Genomic DNA, 16185 nt, shown 5'->3' with positions numbered 1-16185 from the left:
GCCGTCATCCGGCAAATCGGTTATCAGGACCAGTGCTCGGCCATTTCCCCAAGAATTTGCTCGCACCAGGCCTGAATGCGTTCATCGCTGAGATCGTACTGGTTTGTCTCATCCAGCGCCAGGCCAACAAACAGTTGTCCATCAGCAATGACGGGTTTATCGCTGGTGAATTCGTAGCCTTCGGTGGGCCAGTAGCCGACAAACTTTACACCTTTGGTGATCAGTTTATCGTGCAGCATACCCAACGCATCCAGGAACCATTCGCCGTATCCCAACTGATCGCCCATACCGTAAAGTGCGACAATCTTGCCTTCCAGGTTGAGGTCGTCCAGTTGCTCCCAGACCGCTTCCCAGTCCTCCTGAATTTCACCGAAATCCCAGGTTGGGATGCCCAAAATGAGCACGTCATATTGCTCCATTAGGGTCGGGGAATCGTCTTTGAGGTTGTGCAGTGTCACCAGTTCGGGACCCAGGATATCGCGGATTTTTTCTGCTGCCATTTCGGTGTAGCAGGTGCTGGAACCGTAAAAAAGACCCATGTTCATGACGTAAACATCTCAATTCTGCTGTAGCGTTGCGGGTAGTGTAACAGAATCGCCGCATTCACGGCACAATGAGGCATAATGCATCAAAAATGAGAGTGGAATAAGGGGCGCGAGTGGAACAGGATCTGGCGCGCATCGAGCAGTTTCTTGATGCCCTGTGGCTGGAACGAAATCTGGCGGAAAACACATTAAGTGCGTATCGTCGCGATCTGATCATGCTTGTGGAATGGTTACATCACCGCGGCGCTTCGCTTGCGACCGCGCAAAGTGATGATCTGCAAGCCTTGCTGGCTGAGCGGATGGATGGAGGGTATAAAGCCACCAGTTCCGCACGTTTGCTCAGTGCGACGCGACGTTTTTTTCAGCATCTGTACCGCGAAAAATATCGCGAAGATGACCCCAGCGCCTCGCTTGCATCACCTAAACTTCCGCAGCGCCTGCCTAAAGATCTCAGCGAAGCGCAGGTTGAGCGGCTGCTACAAGCGCCGCTTATTGAGCAACCGCTGGAGCTACGCGACAAAGCCATGCTGGAAGTGCTGTATGCAACAGGCCTGCGCGTGTCTGAACTGGTAGGACTGACGATGAGTGACGTCAGCCTGCGTCAGGGTGTGGTACGGGTGATCGGTAAAGGTAACAAAGAGCGCCTTGTCCCGTTGGGTGAGGAGGCAGTGTACTGGCTGGAAACGTATCTGGAGCACGGGCGTCCATGGTTGCTCAACGGCGTATCGATTGATGTGCTGTTTCCTAGTCAGCGGGCGCAACAGATGACCCGTCAGACCTTCTGGCATCGTATCAAACACTATGCTGTGTTGGCGGGAATCGACAGCGAAAAGCTGTCACCGCACGTCCTGCGGCACGCGTTTGCCACGCATCTGCTCAACCATGGCGCAGACCTGCGCGTGGTGCAGATGCTACTGGGGCATAGCGATCTCTCGACAACGCAAATTTATACTCATGTCGCAACGGAGCGCTTGCGGCAACTACATCAACAGCATCACCCGCGAGCGTGAGTGCTGACAGGATAGGATAGGCTATGAAAAAAAGTTTTATGATGTTCACCCTGCTGGCGACGGCGTTTTCCGGCATGGTACATGCAGACGACGCGGCAATTCGTCAGTCATTAGCAAAGCTGGGTGTGCAGAGCACCGAGATTCAACCTGCTCCGGTTGCGGGCATGAAAACCGTACTGACCAATAGCGGCGTGCTGTACGTTACCGAAGACGGTAAACATATTATCCAGGGACCGATGTACGACGTGAGCGGCGCAAGTCCGGTGAATGTCACCAACCAACTGCTGATGAAGCATCTGAACGCGCTGGAAAAAGAGATGATCATCTACAAAGCGCCGCAGGAAAAACACGTCATTACCGTTTTCACCGACATCACTTGTGGTTACTGCCACAAGCTGCATGAAGAGATGAAAGATTACAATGCGTTGGGGATCACCGTACGTTATCTGGCCTTCCCACGTCAGGGGCTGGACAGTCAGGCTGAGCAGGACATGAAGTCTATCTGGTGTGCTAAGGACAAAAACAAAGCCTTTGACGACGCGATGACTGGCAAGGGCGTGAAAGCGGCGACCTGTGATGTGGATATCGCTAACCACTATGCGCTGGGCGTACAGTTTGGCGTCAGCGGTACACCGGCGATTGTGCTGAGCAATGGCTATGTCGTACCTGGTTATCAGGGCCCGAAAGAGATGAAAGAATTCCTCGACGCACATGCAAAACAGACCAGCGGTAAATAATTCGCGTGAAACAACAGATACAACTTCGTCGGCGTGAGGCCGACGAGACAGCCGAGTTACCTGCCGACTTGCCGCCACTGCTGCGCCGTTTATACGCCAGTCGCGGCGTGCGCAGCGCGCAGGAGCTTGAGCGTAGCGTCAAAGGAATGCTGCCGTGGCAGCATTTAAACGGTGTCGAAAAGGCGGTTGAGATCCTCTACAACGCCTTTCGTGCGGGAACTCGCATCATCGTTGTTGGCGATTTCGATGCCGATGGCGCGACCAGCACGGCGCTAAGCATCCTGGCGATGCGCGCGTTGGGCTGCAGTAACGTTGACTACCTGGTGCCAAATCGTTTTGAGGACGGTTATGGTTTAAGCCCGGAAGTCGTTGATCAGGCCCATGCCCGTGGTGCTCAGCTGATTGTCACCGTAGACAACGGCATCTCGTCTCACGCGGGTGTCGAACATGCCAGAACGTTGGGGATCCCGGTCGTTGTAACCGATCACCACCTGCCAGGGGATACGCTGCCGGGCGCAGAGGCGATTATCAATCCTAACCTGCACGACTGTGAGTTCCCGTCGAAATCGCTGGCAGGCGTTGGTGTAGCCTTCTATCTGATGCTGGCGCTGCGCACTTTCCTGCGTGACAAAGGCTGGTTTGATGAGCGAGGCATTGCACCGCCGAACCTGGCGGATTTGCTCGATCTGGTTGCGCTTGGCACGGTGGCGGACGTGGTACCGCTGGATGCCAATAACCGCATTCTGACGTGGCAAGGCTTATGCCGTATCCGTGCTGGAAAATGCCGCCCTGGTATTAAAGCGCTGCTGGAGATTTCCAATCGCGACCCCCTAAAGCTGGCAGCCAGTGATTTAGGTTTTGCCCTCGGGCCACGGCTGAATGCGGCGGGGCGTCTGGACGATATGTCCGTTGGCGTAGCGCTGTTGCTGTGCGACAACATTGGTGAAGCGCGCGTGCTGGCCAATGAGCTGGACGCACTCAACCAGACGCGCAAAGAGATTGAGCAGGGTATGCAGGCCGAAGCGCTGACCCTGTGTGAAAAGCTGGAACGCAGTAGCGATACGCTTCCGGGCGGCCTGGCAATGTATCATCCCGAGTGGCATCAGGGCGTTGTGGGGATTCTGGCATCGCGCATTAAAGAGCGATTCCATCGTCCGGTGATAGCGTTTGCCCCGGCAGGTGATGGTACTCTCAAAGGCTCCGGGCGTTCGATTCAGGGGCTGCACATGCGTGATGCGCTGGAGCGCCTGGACACCCTTCATCCGGGCATGATCATCAAGTTTGGCGGTCACGCCATGGCGGCGGGGTTATCGCTTGAAGAGGCGCAGTTTGAGCGTTTCCAGCAGCGTTTTGGCGAACTGGTTACCGAGTGGCTGGATCCCGCCTTACTGCAAGGTGAAGTGGTGTCGGATGGCCCACTGAGCGCAGCGGAGATGACCATGGAGGTCGCACAAATGCTTCGCGATGCCGGACCGTGGGGACAAATGTTCCCGGAACCGCTGTTTGACGGGCATTTCCGTTTGCTCCAGCAGCGTCTGGTCGGTGAGCGTCATCTGAAGGTGATGGTCGAGCCCGTAGGCGGTGGTCCGCTGCTGGACGGCATTGCGTTTAACGTCGATACCACCTGCTGGCCGGACAACGGCGTGCGCGAAGTTCAGCTTGCCTACAAACTGGATATTAACGAGTTTCGCGGCAACCGTAGTTTGCAGATTATAATCGACAATATCTGGCCACTTTAGCGTCACTAATCGCTATAAAAAAGGGCGTGGATTAGTTACAATCCCGCTCTTATCACCGCATTTTGACTAGTCCAATAAAAGAAATCAGACAATGTTTGAAATTAATCCGGTAAATAACCGCATTCAGGACCTCACGGAGCGCTCTGACGTTCTTAGGGGGTATCTTTGACTATGATGCCAAGAAAGAGCGTCTGGAAGAAGTAAACGCCGAGCTGGAACAGCCGGATGTATGGAACGAACCCGAACGCGCGCAGGCGCTGGGTAAAGAGCGTTCTTCTCTTGAAGCCATCGTTGATACGCTCGATCAGATGAGCCAGGGCCTGGAAGATGTCTCCGGCCTGCTGGAACTGGCTGTAGAAGCCGACGACGAAGAAACCTTTAACGAAGCCGTAGCAGAACTCGACACGCTGGAAGATAAGCTGGCCCAGCTGGAATTCCGTCGTATGTTCTCCGGTGAATATGACAGCGCAGATTGCTATCTCGATATTCAGGCAGGTTCTGGCGGTACGGAAGCGCAGGACTGGGCAAGCATGCTGATGCGCATGTATCTGCGTTGGGCTGAAGCGCGCGGCTTTAAGACTGAAATTATTGAAGAGTCTGAAGGTGAAGTGGCGGGTATTAAATCCGTAACCATCAGAATTGCTGGCGAATATGCGTACGGTTGGCTGCGTACTGAAACCGGCGTACACCGTCTGGTTCGTAAGAGTCCGTTCGACTCCGGCGGACGTCGCCATACGTCGTTCAGTTCTGCGTTTGTTTATCCGGAAGTTGATGATGATATTGATATCGATATCAACCCGGCGGATCTGCGTATTGACGTTTACCGTGCCTCCGGTGCGGGTGGTCAGCACGTTAACCGTACGGAATCTGCGGTGCGTATTACCCACATCCCGACTGGGATTGTGACGCAGTGTCAGAACGACCGTTCCCAGCACAAGAACAAAGACCAGGCCATGAAGCAGATGAAAGCGAAGCTTTATGAACTGGAAATGCAGAAGAAGAATGCCGAGAAACAGGCGATGGAAGACAACAAGTCAGATATCGGCTGGGGTAGCCAGATTCGTTCTTATGTCCTTGATGACTCCCGCATCAAAGATCTGCGTACCGGGGTTGAAACCCGTAACACGCAGGCGGTGCTGGATGGCAGCCTGGATCAATTTATCGAAGCAAGTTTGAAAGCAGGGTTATGAGGAACCAACATGTCTGAACAACACGTACAGGGCGCTGACGCGGTAGCCGACCTTAACAATGAACTGAAAACGCGCCGTGAGAAGCTGGCGAGCCTGCGTGAGCAGGGGATCCCGTTCCCGAACGATTTCCGTCGCGATCATACCTCAGACCAACTGCATGCTGACTTCGACGCGAAAGAAAACGAAGAGCTGGAAGCGCTGAACATTGAGGTATCCGTTGCTGGCCGTATGATGACCCGTCGTATTATGGGTAAAGCATCATTCGTTACGCTGCAGGACGTTGGCGGCCGTATTCAGCTGTACGTAGCTCGCGATGACCTGCCGGAAGGCGTCTACAACGAGCAGTTCAAAAAATGGGATCTGGGCGATATCCTCGGCGCGAAAGGTAAGTTGTTCAAGACCAAGACCGGTGAGTTGTCTATTCACTGCACCGAACTGCGTCTGCTGACCAAAGCGCTGCGCCCGCTGCCGGACAAATTCCACGGTCTGCAGGATCAGGAAGCGCGCTATCGTCAACGTTACCTGGATCTCATCTCTAACGATGAATCCCGCAATACCTTTAAAGTGCGTTCACAGATTATGGCTGGCATCCGTCAGTTCATGGTTGCTCGTGGCTTTATGGAAGTAGAAACCCCGATGATGCAGGTGATCCCTGGCGGTGCGGCAGCGCGTCCGTTTATCACTCATCATAACGCGCTGGATCTGGACATGTACCTGCGTATCGCGCCGGAACTGTACCTCAAGCGTCTGGTGGTTGGCGGCTTCGAACGCGTATTCGAAATTAACCGTAACTTCCGTAACGAAGGCATCTCTGTTCGCCATAACCCAGAGTTCACCATGATGGAACTCTACATGGCTTATGCGGACTACAAAGATCTGATCGAACTGACCGAATCGCTGTTCCGTACGCTGGCGCAGAACGTTCTGGGAACGACTGAAGTGCCTTACGGTGAAGAAGTCTTCGACTTCGGTAAGCCGTTCGAAAAACTGACCATGCGCGAAGCGATTCAGAAATACCGTCCGGAAACTAACATGGCCGATCTGGATAACTTCGACTCTGCAAAAGCGATTGCTGAATCTATCGGCATCAAAGTTGAGAAGAGCTGGGGTCTGGGCCGTATTGTGACCGAGATCTTTGAAGAAGTTGCGGAAGCGCACCTGATTCAACCGACCTTCATTACCGAGTACCCGGCAGAAGTTTCTCCGCTGGCGCGTCGTAATGACGAAAACCCGGAAATCACTGACCGCTTCGAATTCTTCATCGGCGGGCGTGAAATCGGTAACGGTTTCAGCGAGCTGAACGATGCGGAAGATCAGGCGCAGCGTTTCCAGGATCAGGTTAACGCTAAAGATGCGGGTGATGACGAAGCAATGTTCTATGACGAAGACTACGTTACCGCTCTGGAACACGGTCTGCCGCCGACTGCGGGTCTGGGCATTGGTATCGACCGTATGGTTATGCTGTTCACCAACAGCCACACTATCCGCGACGTGATCCTGTTCCCGGCGATGCGCCCGGTTAAGTAAGATGTGAAATGCCGGATGGCGGCTGACGCCTTATCCGGCCTACGATTCGTTATGTAGGCCAGATAAGCGTAGCGCCATCAGGCAATAATTTGTTGGCAGTAATTCCGCAACAGCGCACGCGCTTCTTTGTCTGCAACCTGCATTACCATCCACGGGCTAAAAGCCCACGGCGTCGCGTCAATCCCGCTTAAGACATCCTCAAGACTGCTCCACTGGCAATCCATCACTTCATCTGGGTTTAGCTGTAGCGGACTCACGATATGTGCGGCATAAACCGGGCACACTTCGTTTTCCACAATTCCACTCGGGTCTGTAGCGCGATAACGAAAGTCAGCATACACGGGGCTGAGCGAGTCGATGTCTGCACCCAGTTCGAAGCGAGCCCGGCGGACAATAGCGGCTTCGTGGGTTTCACCCAACTGCGGGTGACCACAGACAGAGTTGGTCCAGACGCCAGGCCAGGCTTTTTTGTGCAGCGAGCGGCGGGTGACCAGCAGTTGGCCCAGCTCGTTAAATATCCAGCACGAGAAAGCGGAATGCAGGGGGGTTGTGGCGGTATGCGCCGCATATTTTTCCAGCGTTCCGCAGGGTTGGTCCTGCTCATTCAATAAAATGACATGTTCCTGTCGCATAGCGTCCACCATCAATCTTAAGCATCCATATTATATGCTTAATTAAGTCAGATTGATTAACAGAGGGTGTGAAATGCCAGGGCCGACGGTTCGTTGCGCGATATGATTTGGCATCCGGTTTCTGGCTGCTATGATAAAGCGTCTGAAAATGTTGCGAGGTATTGTTTTGAGTGCAGGACGCCTGAAGAAAAATGGCCTGGGTATCGTGATGTTGCTGTGCGTCGGTCTGCTGTTAGCAGGGTGTTCCGGGAGCAAGTCGTCTGATACAGGAAGTTATTCCGGCTCCGTGTATACCGTGAAGCGGGGGGATACGCTATACCGTATTTCGCGCGCTACCGGGACCAGCGTGAAAGAGATCGCCCGCCTGAATAATATTTCACCGCCCTATACCATTGAAGTAGGGCAAAAACTGAAGGTCAGCGGTGGCGCGAAAACCAGTTCTAACTCTGGCAAAACAACCAAGAAATCCTCAACCAAAACGGCAGCTGTCAGACCGTCTTCGTCCGTACCGCAGTCTTCCTGGCCTCCGGTAGGGCAACGTTGCTGGCTGTGGCCTGCCAGCGGTAAGGTGATCCTGCCTTATTCAACCGCGGACGGCGGCAACAAGGGCATTGATATCTCGGCTGCGCGCGGTACACCGATTTATGCCGCCGGCGCCGGGAAGGTGGTTTACGTCGGTAATCAGCTACGGGGCTATGGTAATCTCATCATGATTAAGCACAGTGAGGACTACATCACTGCGTATGCGCATAATGACACCATGCTGGTGAACAACGGTCAAAACGTGAAGGCCGGGCAGAAAATCGCGACGATGGGCAGCTCGGATGCGACTACGGTGCGGCTGCATTTCCAAATCCGCTACCGGGCGACGGCTATCGATCCGCTGCGTTATTTGCCGCCGCAGGGCAGTAAGCCAAAATGCTGACGGTGATTTAATCGCCAGTCAGTCGGTTAGTCCCTTGCCAAGAAGAGCGTAAGGTTTATAATCCCTTACGCACTTCGATGCGGGCGTAGTTCAATGGTAGAACGAGAGCTTCCCAAGCTCTATACGAGGGTTCGATTCCCTTCGCCCGCTCCAAAAATTCTCTCCCTGTAGTTAATCCTTAAAAACGTTAGATAGCGACACCGGAATCCGGTGGCAGCGTGCTGTTACCTTCACCCAGATTACGTTGTAGCAATACCGTGTCGAGCCATAGCCCATGTTTGAAGCCAATGTTTTTCAGTGTGCCGATTTGCGTAAATCCGGCCTGCTGATGGACTTTTAACGATCCCTGATTATTGCTGTCGCCGACGATGGCAATCAGTTGCCGATAACCCTGTGCTTCAGCCCAGCCAATCACATGACGCAGTAAGGCTTTTCCTACACCCTGACGCTGAGCCGTTGGAGCAATATAAATCGAATCCTCAAGGGTATAGCGGTAGGCATAGCGCTCGCGGTAGCGGGTGAGGTAGCAATACCCGATGACCTTATCTTCCTGCAGAGCGACGACCCACGGCAGCCCGAGGCTGCGGATTTTTTCCAGACGAGCAAGCATCTCGTGTGCATCCGGCGGGTCGGTTTCAAAGCTGCCGGTACCGTGAAGAACATGATGTGCATAGATATCGCGTATGGCGGGGATGTGCTTTTCTTCTGCATTAACGATTTTCATTGACCGGCTCCCATTGGCGTCTTTGCCCAGATTACCTGAAAGTCTGAGGGGAAGGTAAGTGCAAAAAATTATGCTTCTATCAGTTGCTTGTAATGCAAATAGGCTTGCATATTGTAAGGGGAAATAATTGATTGTGGTTGATATTGTCAATAGTACGCAAGGTTGGTAAATATATTAACAGGTAGAGTAATACACAATTATTCACGCACGTATTTGATTGAGTTTCCAAATACCAATTATGGTAGGTTTCGAAAAATGATAAATAAAGTTGTTTGATTTCAACGCATTGTTACTGTATCTAATTCTTCTTGCGCCTGTACCCTTATTTTCATTTCATTGGCCCTGTTTGAGCCCTAAAAATTAAGTTATATTTTGTTGTTAGCAGAGAGCCTATTATCAGATTTTTCTCTATTCACCTCTCAAAATAGTTACCATGCAAACAGTTGCGCGGTGTAGCTATGCTAACCAGCAATAGTAAGCATCGTCACATGATGTCACCGGGCAAACTTTGTTTAAATCCAGAATTCAATCCCAAGAGTATTAGGATTATTTAGTCTAAAATACTTTTTTGCCTAAGACTTTTCTTATTGCGTAGCCACGAACTACATGGAGTGATAAAATTCCCGAGTTTATGCCTCCTGTCCAACGATTAGAGGACGCGGTGCGGGTAGTCAATAAGACGAAAGAATTAATTGCTTCATAACCCTATTACGAAATAAGCGGCAGTGCATCTTACATGGTCGGCAACTGTCAGGGATTGATCGTAACTTATTGAAAACGCTTATTTTTACTCTGGTGTAAGATATAAGGGCAGATATGTTCAGTATGCGTCGACATGCCAACTTCATTAAACGTTTTAAGTCTGTAAGCTGTTTATTTACGGCAAGCATTCTTTTCCCTATGCAAATCTCTGCTGCGGTATCAGATTATGATGCTTTGGTTATTGAAGCGCGGGGGGGGAATAGTGCGCCACTATTGCGCTACCTTGAGGATCAGGGAAAGAAAAGTGCGCTAACGCCAAATCAGGTTGCCGACTGGCTGCAAGTTTCTGGTTGGGTTGAGAACAACGATAAAACAACCATTCAAATCTGGCAGCGGTATCGTGGGCAGATGGATGTGCCTGCGCGCGGCAAAGTCGCCGCTGCACGTGCGTACCGTAACCAGAAAAACTGGAATGATTCATTGGCAGTGTGGGAAAGCGTTTTACAGGAAGAGCCTGATAACGTGGATGTACGCACCGGCTGGATAATGACGTTGGCGGATGCGCGCTACAACCAACAAGCCCTTACTGAAGCGAATAAATGGGCGCAGGCGCATCCGGGCGCAGACTCCGACGCACTGCTTGCCTACGTATATCATTCTCAGGGGAAAAACTGGGATGCACTGTTGGTTGCCAGCCAGGCGGATGATGTTGATCCAGGCAACAAAAATGCAAAATCCACGCTGCTATCTGCGCTGTCGGCGAACCGCGTTTCCGGACCCGCTTTAAATATGGCGGAGGTCGTTCCCACTGCTGATCCAGTGAAGCGCCGTCTTGAGCTTGATGCGGCGGCTGAAATGGTACGCTCCTCCTATACGTCCGCACGTAATGAAGAAGAACGGTTTATCGTGGCCGATAAAGCGCTGGCCCGTTATGACCAGTTGCTGGCGGCCTGGAAAGATGAGCCGTCTGCGCAGAATGATGTCCGTCGGGCGAGAATTGACCGTATGGGTGCCTTGTTGGTGCGTAAGCGTACTGCCGAAGTGATTGATGAGTATGAGTCCCTTTCTGCAAGCGGCGAAGTACCAAACTATGCAAAACGCTGGGTGGCATCAGCATGGTTAAGCGAACGTCAGCCGGAAAAAACCGAAGCGATGCTGGCGAGCATTTACTACCCGAATGGACCTATCCCGGTGACGCCGCTCAGTCCTGAGGATCAACAAGATCTGTTCTACGCGCACATTGATAATGAAAACTTCGATGCTGCCAAAAAACAAGTTGATGATTTGATCAAAGAGAGTCCGTATCTGCGGCGTATCTATGGCTCGCCAACGCCGCAGCCTAACGATAACTGGCTGCTCGGACAGTCGCTACTGACGCAATATCATATCGCTGCCAATGAACTGCCAGAGGCAGAAAAGCTCGCAGAGCATCTGGCACGAACAGGCTCTGGTAACCAGGGATTGCGCATATCTTATGCCTCTGTGCTTGAAGCGCGTGGATTGCCGCATGCGGCGGAGAAAGAGCTTAAGCTGGCGGAAGTCATTGAGCCAAGCAACCTGGAGCTGGAACGTCAGCAGGCTTACGTTGCACTGGATCTTCAGGAGTGGAAACAGGCAGATGAACTGACGGATGACGTTATTGCCCGTAGCCCGGATGATGAAGCGACGCTGCGCCTCGCGCGTATTCGTGATGTCCACAAAATGTCGGAAGTGCGCATTAGCGGTACGCAGGGGATCTCGTCCGATAGCCCGGTCAGCGGTAAGAATGACTTCAACATCAACACGGCTATTTACAGTCCGCCAATTAATGACAACTGGCGACTGTTTACCGGATTCAACTTTGCTACTGGTGAATTTGAGGAAGGGAAGGGCATCAGCCGCGATCTGGCGGCGGGTGCAGAATGGACTTCCCGCGATTACTGGGCGGAAATGGAAGTGTCTGGCCGAAATTATGGCGATGGTCAGAAGATTGGCGGGCGTCTATCCGGCTGGCATGACTTTAATGACAACTGGCGCGTTGGTGGGTCGGCCGAGCGCCTCTCTCGCAATACCCCGTTGCGCGCGCTGCGTAGTGGCGTGTATGCCAACGGCGGCGATATGTTTGTTCGCTGGTATCAAAACGAACGACGTGAATATCAACTGTCGTTTGCCGCATCACATTTCTCGGACGGTAACGATCGCATCGAATACGGACTCAGCGGAAAAGAGCGCATGTGGACCACGCCGCGCTTCACGCTGGACTTTACACCGGGTATCGGCGGGAGCACCAACACCAAAGAAAATGTTCCGTATTACAACCCGAAGAGTGATTTTTCCGTTGTCCCTGGCTTGAGCGCGGAGCAGGTTCTTTACCGCCACTATGATACCGTCTGGACGCAGCAAGGTCTGGCTGGCGTAGGTGGCTACTGGCAGCAAGGTGAAGATGCAGGCGCTATCGTCCAGGTGGGATACGGCCAACGGCTTAAATGGAACAACGTCGTAGACGGCGGGGTGATGCTGATTTGGGATAAACGCCCCTATGACGGTAAACGTGAGCGGAATATCTCCCTCGCTTTCGATTTAAATGTCAGGTTTTAAGGATTGTTCATGCTGAAAAGATGCCTGTGGCTTAGCGCATTAATCGCTGGCTGGTTGATGATTACCGCGTGCAGCAGCGCGCACAATACAACGCCTCGCTATGTTCCTCCCGCAGAGAGAACGCCGCTGACGGCGGATCATCCGTGGCCGAAAAATAGCTTTCTGGTGCTCGGCTACCATGATGTGGAGGATGGTGCAGCCGACCAGCGCTACCTCTCTGTGCGTACCAGCGCGTTGAGCGACCAAATGGCCTGGCTGCGTGATAATGGCTATCAACCGATCAGCGTGCAGCAAATTCTGGACGCCCATGACGGTAAAATTGTACTGCCGGAAAAAGCGGTACTGCTCACCTTTGACGATGGATATAGCAGTTTTTATACCCGCGTCTGGCCGCTACTGAAAGCCTACAACTGGCCTGCGCTCTGGGCGCCAGTAGGCAGTTGGGTAGATGCGCCAGCCAACAAAAAAGTCGATTTTGGCGGCTTAATGACCGCGCGAGACAAATTCGCCACCTGGAAAATGGTCGAAGAAATGGGCAAGTCGCCGTTGGTAGAAGTCGGTGCGCACACCTGGAACTCGCACTTTGGCGCTGAGGCCAACCCGCAGGGGAGTAAAGAGCCCGCTGTGGCGAACCGCCTGTATGATAAGAAAACCGGCACTTACGAAACGGACGAACAGTACACGCGACGTATAAACACGGATATCTCTCTGATCACTAACAAGATCAAAGCGGTGACCGGCAAATCGCCGCGCGCGTGGGTATGGCCTTACGGCGCAGCCAACGGTACAACGTTAAACCTGGCCAAAGAGCATGGCTATAAGATGGCCTTTACGCTTAATGAAGGGTTGGCAAATGCCGCGTTTCTCGATGATATTCCGCGCGTGCTGATTTCTGATAACCCATCCCTTAAGCGCTTTGCCAGTCAGGTCGCTCAGGTCCGTGAACCACAGACGATGCGCGTGATGCATGTCGATCTGGATTACGTGTATGACAAAGACCCTGCTCAGCAGAAGCGAAATATCGATAAGCTGATCCAGCGCGTTTATGACATGCGTATTTCTCATGTCTTCCTGCAGGCGTACGCCGATCCGCAGGGCGACGGGAATATTCGCGAACTCTATTTCCCCAACCGCTGGCTGCCGATGCGTGCCGATCTCTTTAACTATATCTCCTGGCAGTTACAAACGCGGGCAGGGGTGACGGTGTATGCCTGGATGCCGGTTCTGGCTTTCGATCTCGACGCGTCCATTCCACGCGTAACCGCATGGGATCCGAAAACGGGACGCACTGCTATCAATCACGAGAACTATGTTCGTCTCTCGCCCTGGGACAGCGAAGCGCGCAAACGCATCACTGAAATCTATGAAGACCTGGCGAAGCACGCCAGCTTCAAAGGTATTTTGTTCCATGACGATGCTTTCCTGACGGATTTTGAAGATGCGTCACCGGAGGCGTTAGCCGCCTACCGTGCCGCAGGGCTTTCGGGCAGTATCGAGCAAATACGTAATAATCCTCAGGCGTTCGAGCGCTGGACTCGCCTGAAAAGTAAGATGCTGATTGACTTCACCAAACAACTGACCCGGACGGTGCGTAATATTCGCGGTCCACAGGTGCAAACTGCGCGCAATATTTACGCCATGCCGGTACTGGAGCCTGAAAGTGAAGCCTGGTTTGCACAAAACCTGAATGATTTCCTCAATACCTATGACTGGACGGCGCCGATGGCGATGCCATTCATGGAACAGATCCCGGCCAATGATGCCAACGCATGGCTTGACCGACTGGTGAATGCCGTTGCACAAACCCCTGGGGCGCTGGATAAAACCGTGTTTGAACTGCAGGCACGAGACTGGCGTAAATCCGGGGATCAGGCTGAAATCAGCGGAAAACAAATAGCCGAATGGATGCGCCAGCTGAAATTAAGCGGTGCAGGTAACTACGGCTATTACCCGGATGATTTCATCAGCGACAAACCTGAGATGTCAGAGATTCGCTCGACGTTCTCCTCATACTGGTATCCGCAAAAATGACCGATCGCATTATTGCTTTCCTGATACTTTGCCTGATGTTCAGCCTGCCGTTTGGTGTGGCTGTCATCTTTACAGGTGAAGTGATGTTGAACTTCGTCTTCTTCTGGCCTTTATTCATGTCTGGCTTATGGATAAGCGGCGGAGTCTATTTCTGGTTTTACCGTGAACGTCACTGGAAATGGGGAGATGACACTCCACCACCGACATTGCAGGGGAATCCACTGGTTTCCATTCTGATCCCCTGTTTTAACGAAGGGATCAATGCGCGTGAAACCATTGAGGCAGCACTGGCCCAGCGATATAAGAATATCGAAGTGATCGCCATCAACGATGGTTCGACGGATGACACTCACGACGTGCTGGAACAACTGGCAGTGGAATACCCCAGCCTGCGGGTGATTCATCTGGCTGAAAACCAGGGCAAAGCGCTGGCGCTCAAGACCGGTGCGGCCGCGGCGCGCAGCGATTATCTGGTGTGTATTGATGGCGATGCGTTACTGGAACGCGATGCCGTCGCTTATATGGTGGCTCCGCTGATCCAGTTCCCGCGCGTTGGTGCAGTGACGGGGAACCCGCGAATTCGAACCCGCTCTACGTTAATCGGTCGTGTGCAGGTCGGTGAGTTCACTTCCATTATCGGCTTGATTAAGCGTACTCAGCGAGTCTATGGGCAGATCTTTAGTGTCTCAGGTGTGGTTGCGGCGTTTCGTCGTCGCGCGCTGGCCGAGGTCGGTTACTGGAGCCCGGACATGATCACCGAAGATATCGATATCAGCTGGAAGCTGCAATTGCGCCACTGGTCGGTATTCTTTGAGCCGCGCGCACTGTGCTGGATCCTGATGCCTGAAACCTTAAGAGGGCTGTGGAAGCAGCGTTTGCGCTGGGCGCAGGGTGGTGCAGAGGTGTTTATCGTTAACATGCGTCGTCTGTGGTCGTGGGAGTTCCGCCGCATGTGGCCGCTGTTTCTTGAGTTCTGTTTTTCTACCGCCTGGGCATTTGCCTATGCGATCAGTATCGTGCTGTTCCTTTTAGGACTGATGATCCCGATGCCGGACTCGCTGTATGTACAGCATCTGTTCCCACCGGCCTTTACCGGGCTTATCCTCGGCGTGGTGTGCTTGCTGCAGTTTGCGGTGAGCCTGATGATTGAACGACGCTATGAAAAAAATATTGGCGCTTCATTGTTCTGGATTATCTGGTTCCCGGTGGTGTACTGGATGCTAAGCCTGTTCACCACGCTGGTGTCATTCCCGAAAGTGATGCTCAAACGCAAACGTGGCAGAGCGCGTTGGGTGAGTCCTGACCGCGGTATTGGGAGGATCGAATCATGAACCAGCCACTGATCTTCACGGAGCGGCGTTTGCTGCCGCGCATCATCGATGTGTTGTTGACGGCCATCGCCTGGGTTGGATTTATCTATTTAATCTATAAAGGGCTGATCACAGCCCTGGCGCATTCACCGTATATGGGGGTGCGACCCTTTTTCACCACGCTGGATACGGTCACGTTTTATATCCTTGTCGCCCTGGTCAACGGCCTGGTGCTGATTGGCTGGGCGAAGTACAACCAGTTTCGTTTTCGGGTCGAACGCCGCAGTCGCAGACCCGGGCTTGAAGACCATGAGCTGGCAGAAAGTTTGCGTATTACCCGGGAGCTGGTTACGGAACTGAACAAGGCGAGGGTGCTGACGGTCCACCATCATGAGAATGGCGAAATCAGTCATATCGATGTGGACAGGGATATTGCCGATAACCGCCTCCCGCCGCCGACGCCTGCGATGTTGGAGTATTTGCCGCCAGAGCCGCAGCCGTCGATACAGAAAAAGCCTGAATGATATTTCTGATTT

At 52.9% G+C, this 16185-nt stretch carries 13 protein-coding genes and 1 tRNA gene; 11 read left to right on the top strand and 3 right to left on the bottom strand.

Annotated elements, in window-relative coordinates; genetic code table 11:
- Nucleotides 1-23 precede the first annotated feature (23 nt).
- Nucleotides 24-545: a flavodoxin FldB gene (gene fldB, locus OGX90_RS19270; protein WP_003026933.1), complete on the bottom strand. Its 522-nt coding sequence runs from the start codon at nt 543-545 to the stop codon at nt 24-26.
- A gap of 113 nt (nt 546-658) precedes the next feature.
- On the opposite strand from fldB, the gene xerD reads away from it, so the two are divergent.
- The 5 genes from xerD to lysS all read left to right on the top strand — a co-directional run bounded on the left by xerD (nt 659) and on the right by lysS (nt 6748).
- Nucleotides 659-1555, top strand: a complete 897-nt coding sequence (gene xerD / locus OGX90_RS19265; protein WP_286573857.1) for a site-specific tyrosine recombinase XerD — start codon at nt 659-661, stop codon at nt 1553-1555.
- Nucleotides 1556-1578: 23 nt separating this feature from the next.
- Nucleotides 1579-2292 carry a bifunctional protein-disulfide isomerase/oxidoreductase DsbC gene (gene dsbC, locus OGX90_RS19260; protein WP_234692658.1) on the top strand — a complete coding sequence of 238 codons (714 nt, stop codon included), beginning with the start codon at nt 1579-1581 and terminating at the stop codon, nt 2290-2292.
- 5 nt (nt 2293-2297) lie between these two features.
- Nucleotides 2298-4031, top strand: a complete 1734-nt coding sequence (gene recJ / locus OGX90_RS19255) for a single-stranded-DNA-specific exonuclease RecJ (RefSeq protein ID WP_234692657.1) — start codon at nt 2298-2300, stop codon at nt 4029-4031.
- 91 nt (nt 4032-4122) lie between these two features.
- Nucleotides 4123-5221 (top strand): peptide chain release factor 2 gene (prfB, locus tag OGX90_RS19250; protein ID WP_100194817.1). Its coding sequence is split into 2 segments (ribosomal slippage): nt 4123-4197 and nt 4199-5221, totalling 1098 coding nucleotides; the frame shifts between segments, so codons are not numbered across the junction.
- A 9-nt stretch (nt 5222-5230) separates the two neighbouring features.
- The gene (lysS, locus tag OGX90_RS19245; protein WP_003026911.1) at nt 5231-6748 is read left to right on the top strand and encodes a lysine--tRNA ligase; all 1518 of its coding nucleotides are present in this window, start codon (nt 5231-5233) and stop codon (nt 6746-6748) included.
- Between the two features lie 77 nt (nt 6749-6825).
- Here the strand turns inward: lysS and idi are convergent, their stop codons facing one another.
- Nucleotides 6826-7380 (bottom strand): isopentenyl-diphosphate Delta-isomerase, encoded by a 555-nt coding sequence (gene idi, locus OGX90_RS19240; RefSeq protein WP_048215592.1) that lies wholly within the window; start codon nt 7378-7380, stop codon nt 6826-6828.
- Nucleotides 7381-7546: 166 nt separating this feature from the next.
- On the opposite strand from idi, the gene actS reads away from it, so the two are divergent.
- The gene (gene actS / locus OGX90_RS19235) at nt 7547-8305 is read left to right on the top strand and encodes an amidase activator ActS (RefSeq protein ID WP_020996306.1); all 759 of its coding nucleotides are present in this window, start codon (nt 7547-7549) and stop codon (nt 8303-8305) included.
- A 79-nt stretch (nt 8306-8384) separates the two neighbouring features.
- Nucleotides 8385-8458 (top strand) — tRNA-Gly (locus OGX90_RS19230).
- A gap of 34 nt (nt 8459-8492) precedes the next feature.
- Here OGX90_RS19230 and OGX90_RS19225 read toward each other — a convergent pair.
- Nucleotides 8493-9029 (bottom strand): GNAT family N-acetyltransferase, encoded by a 537-nt coding sequence (locus tag OGX90_RS19225; protein WP_057067440.1) that lies wholly within the window; start codon nt 9027-9029, stop codon nt 8493-8495.
- An 816-nt stretch (nt 9030-9845) separates the two neighbouring features.
- Between OGX90_RS19225 and pgaA the strand changes: the two genes are divergently transcribed.
- From pgaA to pgaD, 4 genes are read left to right on the top strand one after another with little or no spacing between them, the layout of a single operon-like run.
- Complete coding sequence (pgaA, locus tag OGX90_RS19220; RefSeq protein ID WP_057067439.1) at nt 9846-12308, top strand: poly-beta-1,6 N-acetyl-D-glucosamine export porin PgaA; 2463 nt, start codon at nt 9846-9848, stop codon at nt 12306-12308.
- A 9-nt stretch (nt 12309-12317) separates the two neighbouring features.
- Entirely contained in the window at nt 12318-14339 is a 2022-nt protein-coding gene (gene pgaB / locus OGX90_RS19215) for a poly-beta-1,6-N-acetyl-D-glucosamine N-deacetylase PgaB (protein ID WP_286624527.1), read from the top strand.
- Entirely contained in the window at nt 14336-15670 is a 1335-nt protein-coding gene (gene pgaC, locus OGX90_RS19210) for a poly-beta-1,6-N-acetyl-D-glucosamine synthase (protein ID WP_048236716.1), read from the top strand. Before pgaB ends, pgaC begins: the two co-directional genes overlap by 4 nt.
- Nucleotides 15667-16173 (top strand): poly-beta-1,6-N-acetyl-D-glucosamine biosynthesis protein PgaD, encoded by a 507-nt coding sequence (gene pgaD / locus OGX90_RS19205; RefSeq protein WP_003825542.1) that lies wholly within the window; start codon nt 15667-15669, stop codon nt 16171-16173. Before pgaC ends, pgaD begins: the two co-directional genes overlap by 4 nt.
- Nucleotides 16174-16185: the final 12 nt, after the last annotated feature.

Origin of the sequence: Citrobacter sp. Cpo012, assembly GCF_030333015.1 — a bacterium.
GTDB classification, from domain to species: Bacteria; Pseudomonadota; Gammaproteobacteria; order Enterobacterales; family Enterobacteriaceae; genus Citrobacter; species Citrobacter portucalensis.
This window is presented reverse-complemented; position numbering and strand designations above follow the sequence as displayed.

Coding starts and splice junctions, on each gene's coding strand:
- fldB (WP_003026933.1), bottom strand. CDS start 545: ATGAACATGGGTCTTTTTTACGGTTCCAGCACCTGCTACACCGAAATG.
- dsbC (WP_234692658.1), top strand. CDS start 1,579: ATGAAAAAAAGTTTTATGATGTTCACCCTGCTGGCGACGGCGTTTTCC.
- lysS (WP_003026911.1), top strand. CDS start 5,231: ATGTCTGAACAACACGTACAGGGCGCTGACGCGGTAGCCGACCTTAAC.
- idi (WP_048215592.1), bottom strand. CDS start 7,380: ATGCGACAGGAACATGTCATTTTATTGAATGAGCAGGACCAACCCTGC.
- OGX90_RS19225 (WP_057067440.1), bottom strand. CDS start 9,029: ATGAAAATCGTTAATGCAGAAGAAAAGCACATCCCCGCCATACGCGAT.
- pgaA (WP_057067439.1), top strand. CDS start 9,846: ATGTTCAGTATGCGTCGACATGCCAACTTCATTAAACGTTTTAAGTCT.
- pgaB (WP_286624527.1), top strand. CDS start 12,318: ATGCTGAAAAGATGCCTGTGGCTTAGCGCATTAATCGCTGGCTGGTTG.
- pgaC (WP_048236716.1), top strand. CDS start 14,336: ATGACCGATCGCATTATTGCTTTCCTGATACTTTGCCTGATGTTCAGC.
- pgaD (WP_003825542.1), top strand. CDS start 15,667: ATGAACCAGCCACTGATCTTCACGGAGCGGCGTTTGCTGCCGCGCATC.